Genomic DNA, 10698 nt, shown 5'->3' with positions numbered 1-10698 from the left:
GTTTCCCGGGAGAATGGTGTTAGATTTGCCTTGAGCAGCAGGGGTTGAGCATCGGCCCCGCGGGGCCGATGCTCAACCCCTGACACAGTTTGTTTTACACTCCCGAAATACAATTTGAGAATCTTGATGAGTCAGCGGTACACACCAAATTTTTAACGACTTTGATTGATTGTGTCAACGATAAACTGTTGCCTTATCGAAACTGAAACCTTGGGTACTTCTATCACTTGATAGCCAAACAAAAAATAGGTTTCTTTCATCTTATCAAAGGTTTATACTGCCTCTTTCCACGACTGTTTGCGTTCGGTATCAGTCTCATATATTTCCTCCCAAGGTGGCAGAATAAAGATCTTTCTGTTGTATGTACATTTGCCGACAATTTCAATAATATCTTTTGATACAGGAATATTTTCCATGCGCATATAACATACTGTATCGAGAATCCCACGGTCAAAAAATATAGGTCCAAGAAAACCGCTACTACTGATTTTCTCAAAGGTCTTTACGGAGGCATCCAACATCAATTGAGCATACACTGTCTTGTTTTTCCACGGCAATCCATCACCGCCATTAGCCACCTGCTCTTTTATGATTTTCCTGGCTTCTTCTTCAATCGTTAGATAGCCTGTTTGTGTAAGCTCGTTTAATAGTGTTGTCTTTCCAACACCTGGACCTCCGGTAATTACATAGAAGTTATTTTTTTTCATTTTCTATACCTGCTGCTAATCTGCTTGTTTGTAGATACTGCCAAATACCGCCGTTAAAAGCCACCCGGCAACGATTTGAGTAAAATGCAAGGAGAAGACAATCTAAGAGTTTAGCCAACGCCGTGGCTGCGATGGATTCTTTGCTGAGCGGAATTGGGCGCTAGAAATCATTGCTAAGATAATAAATAAATTACACCGTACCACAGGGCTTTTTTAACATACGCTATTGCTCTAAAGAGATTCATAAAATTTACTGATAATTTTGCAGATGCCTATATTTGACAGATTGATAACACTAACACGGCGGGGTTAAACAGAAGGTAACAGCGGCGCGTGCGTAGCTACTCTGCGAAGCCAATCGTGCAGCCTTGGCCGAACTGAATTATTTGTTTGTCTCCAATAAATAAAGACTGATATGAAACGCTCTTCAAAAGCAGAAAACATCCTGGGTCAAATCAATAGCAAAACTAAGCTGGGTGACTTACGTAAAATTGCTAAGGATATCAAAAAGGATCATGAACTGGCTATGGAGCTATGGTCATCCGGGGAATTTTTGCCCAGGCAATTGGCTATTTTAATTATGGACAATAAGCTTCTTTCACAAGATTTGATTAATAAGCTTAGCAAGGACATGCTGGATCATCCGTTTGATGAGCGAAATCAACTCATGGACTGGCTGATGGCAAACCAACTAGCTAAAGACAAGAAGACGGTAGCGATGATGGAATCGTGGAAGAACAGCCCTTCTTCACTTCAGCGACGAATTTTTTGGTATTACCAGGCTCGTTTGCGTTGGCTGGGACAAACACCTCCGCCAAATACTGAAGAGTTGCTATCTGCCATTGAAAAACAAATAGAAAACGAAGAACCTGAAGTACAATGGGCAATGAATTTTACCGCAGGCTGGATTGGAGTATTTGATAAAAGGTACAGAGGACGCTGTATTGACGTTGGGGAGAAAACGGGGCTTTATAAAGGTGAAATGGTGTCAAAAGGGTGTACGCCCGATTATTTGCCTGAGTTCATTGCGATTGAAAGCAGCAAAAGAAAGTTATAATCTGTCCCAACCTTCGAAAGGTTCGGTAGTGTAACCATTTGCCCTTTTCACGGATAGGTAAACAGCAACAACCACCGCTAACAACAGGAGAGCTATACTGATTAACTGGGCCTCTGACAAAGCAACTCCCCATACATTGAATTTGTAGTTGACACGTATAAATTCGATCAGAAACCGCTCAATACTGACCACAAACAGGTAAATAGTGAACATCATCCCCGGTACTTTTATGTTCTTCCTTATGCACCAAAGCATACCAAAAACAAACAGTATCGTGGCGGCTTCGTATAATGAAGTAGGAAAAACACCTTCGGGAAGTATAGCACAATATTTGCCGGAACAGCCTGATATATATTCTCCCTGATTGATAACATTGTGGGGGAACCGGAATGACCATGCCCATTGCGGCAACCACTCAACGGGCTTTTCGTACTTATTCACGATTCCCCAATCTCCGTCACCGGAGAGGTGGCACCCCATCCGGCCCACGCCGTAAGCCATTAACATGCCCAATGCGCCGATATCCGCCAGATGTTTCCAATCGATCCCTTTACGGATACCGATATAGAAATAACTCGCCGCACCGAAGAAAAGCCCGCCCCAAAAAGTCAGTCCGCTGGAATCCAGTAGCTCCATAAGGCCCTGCGCCCCGGATAATCGATTGTCTTCAAAGACACTAAAGATTTTTGCGCCCAAAAAACCCGTTATACCCGCCCATAATAGCATGGCCGGAATCAGATCCCTCGGCCTTACTTTCCGTGTTTCCTCCCGAAACGGATTCAGGAACAATTTCCGTTGCGAAAGAAATAAAAAAAGCGAAAATAATAACAGTACTATCACGCCGGCACTCCAGCTACCGCGATCTGAAAACAACCAGCGAAGGGGATTATGCAGGAATGTTTCATATTCGAGAAGCATTCCCCAGCCTTTAAACCCAATGAAAAAGCCGACCAACCCATAACCAATAAAAATAAACAGCTTAAGCCACATGCCTACTTTGACCTTCTCTTCAACAACGCCGATCAATCCTTCTTTTTCCTTACGGTCGAACTCGCTTCGGAATACCAAGCAGGAAAAGATAAACGATAGCGTTACAAAAAATCCGAAAGTAGGTATCGGCCAGGAAAACTCCGTACCGAATAAATAATTGAATAACGACGAGATCGACGGAAACATAACCAACGCTAAGGTAACGATTCTATTTTCGCGTTGCTGAGTTTGATGGTCCGGATACCGAAACGGGGAATATTGGCCATAATGGCCGTCTTCTGGTTGTCTGTGGTGGTGTATTGTGCAGCCTCCGAAGTTTCACCGCTTAACTCCACCCACTCGCTCTTGTCCGCTTTTCCTGCGAATGTGATTTGCTTATCGGTCTCATCACTTTGCGCATTAAAGAGCCGGATGTACAGATCAGCACCTTTCATTTCCATGGATACCAGCTCATAAGCATTGTCCTGAATGGACAAATACGACTGCTGCGCAGAGTCGTTGGCTTGTGCGTCAATCAAGGTGGCCACCAAGGGTTCGTTTGCGAGTTCTCCCTTTGTCCAAATCCGGTCGCTATCCCATTTGCCGGCGTGTGGCATCAGACTATAAGAAATATCGGTCGGACCGGTTATGGTATAGTCCCTGCCCCATAATCCCTTGCCCGAATATTGCAGCGTAAGTGCCAACGGGTGATCGCTGCCGTGTACATAACTGGTGGTATGGTCGGTAAACAGCGCTAGACTGTTATCCTTGCTGTTGCTTTCGAGATCTACCCAGTTTAACACAATTGCATGTTTAATCTCATCCCACCGATTGAAATAGGTATTTTCCAATTGGCTTTTGCACACATCAAAAGGAGCATTCTTATAAATTTGCTGATCGTTGATGGCAGCCGGGAAACAGACCAGCAGTTTATAACGGTCGTCATAAAATGCCTTTCTCGGGTTTTCGGCACTGAACGGAATGCCGACTTCTCCGATAGCATCATTTCGCTGCCAATCGATAAACACGCCCATGTCTATTTTCTCTTCGTTTTGTTGAAGCCGGATGGTTTGCGTAAAAGGATGCTCACCAATAAAACCATCAATCGCTAGTTGAAGCAACAGCGGCCCCTGTGCAACCACCCGTATACGGGCGGTCTGGTCGGCACTGGATATAAATCTTTCCTGCTCGCCGAAATAGCCTCTTAGTTCATTGAAGTGCCACGAACTGGCGGAGTCTACATACTCTTTGTTGTTCATCTTCTTAGCGATCAGGCTTTCGAGCACGCCGCCTTTTTCCGGATTGATAACGAGCCGGTATAAATCGCTTTCGAGCACATATTTACCCTTTTCCTTACGATACGATACAGCATGCCTGGTGGTTGCTTTTCTTCTCCGGATGGTATAGGTCGAATAGCCGAAAGAAGGAACGCTTGCCTGAAACAGCATCCATGTGCTCCCATCTTCGTTGATAAGCTGTGTGGGATAAGCTTTACCTTGCTGGTCGATTACCTCCCAAGAGGAACGAACCCAATTCGAAGGCACTTTGACACGGGCTATTTCATTCCGGTCAACAGCTAATGTATTGAATAGCTTAACCGCACTTTGTCCGCTTTTTCCATTCAGGGCATTCAGTGACCGATCAATAACCTTTTGGCTATTCTGATGGGTCACTCCGGTCCACTCGGTTACGTGATCAGCCCAGGTGCGCCCACCCTGAAGATTGTTGTAAGGGACAATCCAGCAATCGTGATGCTGCGAAAGCAGTAACTTGATCCATCCTTCGTCGATCAAACGCTTGGGCCACTGCATATTTCCGACTAAAGACCCAAACGCCGCCATTTTCTCGGCCTGTACAATCGTGTTCTCAGCCCCCCGGATCTCCTGCGCGAGCGTATTCATCACTTCACTCCCCCATACCAGGCTGGTCAGGACATCTTCTTGGGTAAAGTGCCAATCTTCATCGGGCGTTCCGATGGAATAATTGGCGATGTAGTTGCGCCAGGTTGTATAATGAGTAGGCGTATAAAATTGCGTGGTGTCCTGCCCCAGCCACGGTCCCTTTGCCCATCCCTGACTCCAAGCGGCATCCTGAATACACATTCCGACCGGATTTCGGATTCCCGCGTTCAACGATTTTTGGATATATTCCTTGCTGTTGAACCAGGCGATGCTTTGCCACGTCGAGCCCGGTTGAAGGTCTTCGATGGCATAACGGGGCACCGTAGGAATGGCGGTACCGTCGGGACCGATCCAATTGACCAACTCTCCCCCGAATGCCCGGGTATAACCGCCCCACATTGTGTTTGGGTTTTTGGTGGAAGCGTATTTGAATCCGAACGACTTCAAGATATAGGGAAGTGAGCTCGTAAAACAGGGTTCTTCGGCAGAGTAGGTGGTAAATACCGCCGACGGAAAATGTTTCCGCAACAACGCTATACCGTACGAGAATTGGCGGATATTGCTCTCACCGGAGGTCGCAAAGAAGTAGCTCTGTGCATACGTAGGATTAATATACTCGATCCGTCCCGTACTGGCCGACTGATCTTCAAACAATTTCTTGAATTCTTCATACGCTACGGGATCCCGCAACTTGACGACGTCCCATGTTTCGGGTTCCACTTCCATATTGACACTCCAGCCGGGATACTGCTTCAACATTTTATTGATAAAGGCCGTTTGTCCAACCGGATAGTGCCCGTAGACTCCACCGTGATAACCGTCGATAAAATACGCGTCTTGAGCCACTGCGGAATTGTGAATGCTCATTATGCAGAAAAAAAGTATTAAAAAAAATGGTTTCTTCATTTGTTTTGTTTTGCTATTCAATTTCCTGATTACCTTTTTTAGCCTTCGGTACCGAATCACGTTCATAAATTGGCCATTTGCTTCTGCGCGAACTTCCTTGTGAGCCGAGAACCGGTCGGCCCGGATGACAACGGCCCCTACCGGCTCCGCCTTTCCCCATATCACCTATAAACCAATCATTTCATAGGGTACGCGTACCCCCTTGACCCGATAATAATACGGATCAAGGTTGCCATCATCTTCTTTAACGTTATTTTCGTTATTTTCCGCACAGGCACCGAAATTAATGCTATAGGTAAGCAGCAGCTCATTTTTGCTGTTCTGCGACGCCGCGTGGATAATCGGCGTATATACCCGTGCATTATATCCTTTGTAATACTCCGAAAAGCTGTACACCAGTTTGGGCTCCGTAAACGGGCCTGTCGGGCTAGTGGATGTGGATATATACATATTGAGGGAGGGAATGCCGCAATAGAAACCTTGGTCCATGGTTAAATGGAGGTACTTTCCGTTTAAATAGGCGACGTTGTTCGTACCGTTTCCTTCATGGATCACGGCCGCTGACGCCACTGAAGGCGCAGACGTCCAGGCTGTTCCGTCCCAATAAGTCCAACCAGTTGGATTTTCGTGGGGGAATCGCGCCACATACAAAAGAGTATTGTACCCGAACGTCCCCGGTTTTGCCCGTTCCCCGTAAACATACACATACCCGTCATCGGATTTCACCATGCCGTCCTCGTAACTGATATCCAGCTGACCGGTCATGCCCGGTATGACCAGCCGTTCTACTTGATTCCACTCGTTGCCGGATTCCCTTTTCAGTTTGTAAATCGCCTGGTCGGTATCGTCAAGACCGTTTCCTTCACTGCCGTGGATGTAGACGTAATCGTCGAGTTCGACACCGGGGCCGACCCAGTTCCGGCCTGCGCCTGCCGGGATGGGACAGATGTTTCCGATGTTGTGATGGGCTCCCTGCCTCGTCATCATCGGCGACCTGGGATCCCAATTGTCTATGGAAGATTGAATGATGATGGAATTGGTATACGAGATGAAGCGATCACCGTAAAGCCGGCCGTTGGGAGTAAGATTCCCTTCATACCACGCATCCTGGGTAACCCAAAGTACGCGACCGTCGGAAAGCGGAATGCTGGTGCCCTGATCAAACGCCACCGATCCGGTAGTCCGGGCAAAAAACTGGGTCACGTCGCCATCCCGGTAGCTGTCTTTCGGAAGCTTGGTGAGGGTCCACCGTTGGCGTTCACTTCCCTGCTTTTCGGCGTTTACCACAGTCAGGTTTGCTACTCCAAGGCCGCTTAAGGTTAGATAGAGGCCGTTGGCCTTATTAGAAATCTCGTATTGTCCGGTCTCCGTAGATTCCTCGATCTGCCAGAGTTGCAGGTCGGCATTGGTCTTCAGCTCCGGATGTTGTGTCACCGGCGAACCGGCATCTGCAGCCTGAAGGAACATCCCGCTGTTCAGGTTTCGTAGCTGATAATAACGGATGTCATTTTCCGTAGTGTGATAGATGACATCCCACTCCTGCCACCGCTGAAGGTTGTCCGCCATGGTTGCCTCTGCCGCGGCTACCGTCATGGTCGCGTTCGCCCAATACTTTTCATTAAAGTCCATTTTCCCCGCTGTTTGCAACACCAATCCGGTTGACGTAGCGACACTGTATGTGCCGTAATCGGTAATTCCGGACTCATACACCCTGAATTCAACCTCCCACCGGCGACTTAATCCGGATGCGGAAGTGACCGTGTAGGTGATTCTTTTCGTGGCCGACACGTCGATCGGTTTGCCGGATTCCGGACTGATCGTCGCTTGGTCAGAAATGGTGATAATCGGTGTAATGTTCGTCAGATCGGTTTCGGAATCGACCCGCACCAATATCTTGAATACGTCGCCTTCCCTATAGATGGTTGCTGCCCCATGCTGGCCGCTTTCTAGTGTAAATTCTTTGATCATCCTACCCGGGTGGGGTGGCGTTTCGAATTGCTTATCGCAGGAGGCAACCAGGACAAATCCTAGTATCATGCTGAATATTGGACGTTTCATGGCTTTTAGTTTAATTTGGTCAGTTTATTTGACGGTTTCATCAGAGCCCGATTTGAACACCTAAATTGATTACCCGTTGATTTTGATAGGCATCTCCGGCCGTATTGGAAGTGACTTCCGGATCCTGCTGATAGAGCGAATAGTTCGTCCATGTCAACAAGTTGTAGCCACTCAGGTAAAGCCGTGCATTATTGATATCGAATGGCAACCAACGATCGGGTAGTTGATACCCAAGTTCGACCGTCTTCAACCGGAGATAGGTTGCGTCAATTAGCCAAAAGTCAGACAGGTAAGAGGAAGGACTATTGATGGTCGTTGGGTTTGTTGTTAATCGGGGGAAACGAGCAGTAGAAGCCGTTCCGGGAGTCCACCGTTGTTGATGGACCGGTTGAAACTGGCTCTGAAACGGCTCAATGCCGCTTCCCTGCACACTGAAGCTATATCCCGTTGTCCCTTGCAGCAGCACATTGAAACTGAATCCTTTATAACTTCCTCCCAACGTCAGACCAAAACTGGTATTTGGTATATCCGGCCTGCCGATTGCGGTCCGGTCGAAATCATCGATCACACCGTCATCATTTAAGTCTTTATAGCGCAGATCCCCCGGCTGCACTTCATAACCACCAGCAGGCTTGGCGCTTTCGGCGAGATTTTCTTCGGTATAAAAACCATCGAATAGATACCCCATAGGCTGGTACACCTGATGTCCTGTCAACCGTAACCACGGAAAAGCGGGCGTGGGTTCATCCTGAAAGAGCACCTTATTCTTAAAATAAGTCAGCACACCTTTTACGTTGTAATTGAACGCCCCGACGTGGCCGTTGTAGTTCAGCTCGAACTCCACCCCACGGTTCCTTACCCGCGCGATATTGGTGGGCGACACCCCTACTCCGATGTTGAGTGGCAGGGACTGAGAAGTGACCAATTGGTCATACCGGATGTTATGGAAATAATCAATAACCAGCGAAAACCGATTCTTCAAAACACTCAGATCCAGTCCGACATCAAACGAATTCTGCTTTTCCCAGGTCACGTTGCTGTTGCCGAGGCTGCCCTCGTAAATCGTGCCTACACGCTGATGGGTCTCTCCGAACGAATAGCTGCCCCCTGTGTTGTAAACCTGCTGGTATAGATAGCGATCGCCAGCCACTTTATCAGATCCCACCACCCCATAAGAGGCACGGAGTTTAAGCAGGTCGATGAAATCGAACTTATTCCTGATGAACGATTCTTTCGCCAGGTTATACCCTGCCGATATAGCGGGGAAAAGCCCGTACCGCTTATCGGCCTGGAAGCGGTCGGATCCATTGTAGGCTGCTGTGACATCTACAAGGTACTTTTCGTTGTAGTTATATCCGGTTCTGAATGTAAATCCCTGGAAATTCTGTGGGATCCAATTGGATTGTTTGTCTCCTTTTGTATGATAAGACTCCCGATTATAAAGCAATAACGTGTTGATTTGATGTTCGCCGAACGACCTTACATAATTGAAGTTGGCCTGTACATTTGCCCGGCTGTTGTAATCACCCTGGTAAGCACGGAGCGTATAGGGGCCCAAAACATATGGCGCGCCACCTTTGAGCTGGTAGGAATCCGTTTCCGGAAAATACTTGTATACCGGCAAATTATCCCTAGCCTGCTCACGCCCATTGGATTCAACACTCGCATAGGCAACACGGGCGGAAAACGAAAGTCCCTTTGTGATGACCTCCAAGTCCTGCGTTCCACCGAAGAGGATATTCATGTCGTTTCGCCGGTCCATCCGGTATCCGGCTGTTGCCAACCGGGCATTGATTGTCGGCAACAAGTCCTGCGTATCGTTGGCAAAAGCATAAGAGCCGTCGGGGTTAAGAAACGGGGCCGACCACGGACGGATTTTATTGAAGTTAAACACTTCGCCTACAATGTTGCCTGCCCTGGGCCCGTTTATCCGATTGAAGTTCGCCCGGAAATCGAGGCGTAATTGCAGGCTTTTGGTTGCTTGGACGTCGAGGTTGGATCGCAGATTGAACCGCCGGTAATAATAATTATTGTTGACCTGGTCCCCGTGATCTTCGAAATCATAGAGATTGCCATCCTGGGAGAACGCGCCGCCGGAGATAAAGTACTTGATACTTTCGCTGCCCCCGGTAACATCCACGTTGCTGTTCCGTTGAAAACTCACCGGTTTGAATATCCGCTCGTACCAATTTACATCCGGATAGGCATACGGAGCGTCCCCCAGCCGGAAGTGTTCCAGCGCTTCGGGGGTAAACGGCTGGTTGGTGTTGTCCCCTTCGGTATTGGCGATTGCTTCGTTCCAAAGCAGCGCACTTTCGTAGGCATTCAGGAATTTCAATCGGGTTACGGGGCTTTGCGCTCCGGTTTCCAACCGAACGTTGATTTTTGGTTTGCCGGATTCCCCACGGCGGGTTTTTACTACCAACACCCCGTTTGCGCCTTTAATGCCAAACACAGCGGTGGTCGACGCGTCTTTCAGGATCGAGATGCTTTCGATCTCGTTTACATTGATTTGTGACAGTTGCTCATACGTATATTCAATATCATCTACGATGATCAGGGGCTGGTTTCCATCCGGATTAAGCGAGCTTACGCCACGGATATAAAAATCAGAAGCATCCCTGCCGGGCTGTCCCGATCGCTGTACCGACACGAACCCAGGCAACCTACCTGCAAGGGTATTTTGCACATTAGCCGTGGGGATCTGCCGGATATCTGCTCCCTTAATTGAACTGATCGCGCCGGTGCTGGTCAACTTCTTAGTCGTTCCGTAGCCAACCACCACCACCTCATTGATATCTTGGACGTTCGACTGCAGGATCACCTCCACTTCCTCTTCACCGCTGACCGATCGTTCCTGTGTGATGTACCCCACGTTACTAAACACCAATACGCTCCGGTTCTTACCCAACGAGATGCGGAACCGGCCGTTTTGATCAGACTGGGCCGCATTGCTGCCGCCTTTCTCCCAGATGGTCACCCCTGCCAACGGTCCCTCTGCATTTTTTACGATACCGGAGACCAGTGTCTGTGCAACGAGTATAGCTGGTGTCGCCACCATGACCAGTAAAAGATATATACCCCTCTTCATAATTTAGTT

The 10698-nt window shown here is 48.0% G+C and carries 6 protein-coding genes; 1 reads left to right on the top strand and 5 read right to left on the bottom strand.

Annotated features, from left to right (window positions below):
• Positions 1-272: 272 nt before the first annotated feature.
• Positions 273-707 (bottom strand): AAA family ATPase, encoded by a 435-nt coding sequence (locus ACFOET_RS10785; RefSeq protein ID WP_379022431.1) that lies wholly within the window; start codon positions 705-707, stop codon positions 273-275.
• 415 nt (positions 708-1122) lie between these two features.
• Here ACFOET_RS10785 and ACFOET_RS10780 point away from each other — a divergent pair, with 415 nt between their 5' ends.
• On the top strand, positions 1123-1764 hold the full coding sequence (locus ACFOET_RS10780) for a DNA alkylation repair protein (RefSeq protein WP_379022429.1): 642 nt from the start codon (positions 1123-1125) through the stop codon (positions 1762-1764).
• Here the strand turns inward: ACFOET_RS10780 and ACFOET_RS10775 are convergent.
• The 4 genes from ACFOET_RS10775 to ACFOET_RS10760 all read right to left on the bottom strand — a co-directional run bounded on the left by ACFOET_RS10775 (position 1759) and on the right by ACFOET_RS10760 (position 10689).
• Complete coding sequence (locus tag ACFOET_RS10775; RefSeq protein ID WP_379022427.1) at positions 1759-2940, bottom strand: prolipoprotein diacylglyceryl transferase; 1182 nt, start codon at positions 2938-2940, stop codon at positions 1759-1761. The two genes, ACFOET_RS10780 and ACFOET_RS10775, sit on opposite strands and share 6 nt — an antisense overlap.
• A gap of 8 nt (positions 2941-2948) precedes the next feature.
• Positions 2949-5501 (bottom strand): glycoside hydrolase family 38 N-terminal domain-containing protein, encoded by a 2553-nt coding sequence (locus ACFOET_RS10770; protein WP_379022425.1) that lies wholly within the window; start codon positions 5499-5501, stop codon positions 2949-2951.
• 204 nt (positions 5502-5705) lie between these two features.
• Positions 5706-7598 carry an RICIN domain-containing protein gene (locus tag ACFOET_RS10765; protein ID WP_379022423.1) on the bottom strand — a complete coding sequence of 631 codons (1893 nt, stop codon included), beginning with the start codon at positions 7596-7598 and terminating at the stop codon, positions 5706-5708.
• Between the two features lie 40 nt (positions 7599-7638).
• On the bottom strand, positions 7639-10689 hold the full coding sequence (locus ACFOET_RS10760) for a SusC/RagA family TonB-linked outer membrane protein (protein WP_379022421.1): 3051 nt from the start codon (positions 10687-10689) through the stop codon (positions 7639-7641).
• Positions 10690-10698 lie beyond the last annotated feature (9 nt).

The organism is Parapedobacter deserti (assembly GCF_042646065.1).
Lineage (GTDB): Bacteria > Bacteroidota > Bacteroidia > Sphingobacteriales > Sphingobacteriaceae > Parapedobacter > Parapedobacter deserti.
Note: the sequence above shows the minus strand (reverse complement) of the source record. Positions and strands in the feature narration are given on the sequence as shown.

Excerpts from the sequence above, each read along its gene's own strand:
- ACFOET_RS10785 (WP_379022431.1), bottom strand. The coding sequence starts at position 707 with ATGAAAAAAAATAACTTCTATGTAATTACCGGAGGTCCAGGTGTTGGA.
- ACFOET_RS10780 (WP_379022429.1), top strand. The coding sequence starts at position 1,123 with ATGAAACGCTCTTCAAAAGCAGAAAACATCCTGGGTCAAATCAATAGC.
- ACFOET_RS10775 (WP_379022427.1), bottom strand. The coding sequence starts at position 2,940 with ATGTTTCCGTCGATCTCGTCGTTATTCAATTATTTATTCGGTACGGAG.
- ACFOET_RS10770 (WP_379022425.1), bottom strand. The coding sequence starts at position 5,501 with ATGAGCATTCACAATTCCGCAGTGGCTCAAGACGCGTATTTTATCGAC.
- ACFOET_RS10765 (WP_379022423.1), bottom strand. The coding sequence starts at position 7,598 with ATGAAACGTCCAATATTCAGCATGATACTAGGATTTGTCCTGGTTGCC.
- ACFOET_RS10760 (WP_379022421.1), bottom strand. The coding sequence starts at position 10,689 with ATGAAGAGGGGTATATATCTTTTACTGGTCATGGTGGCGACACCAGCT.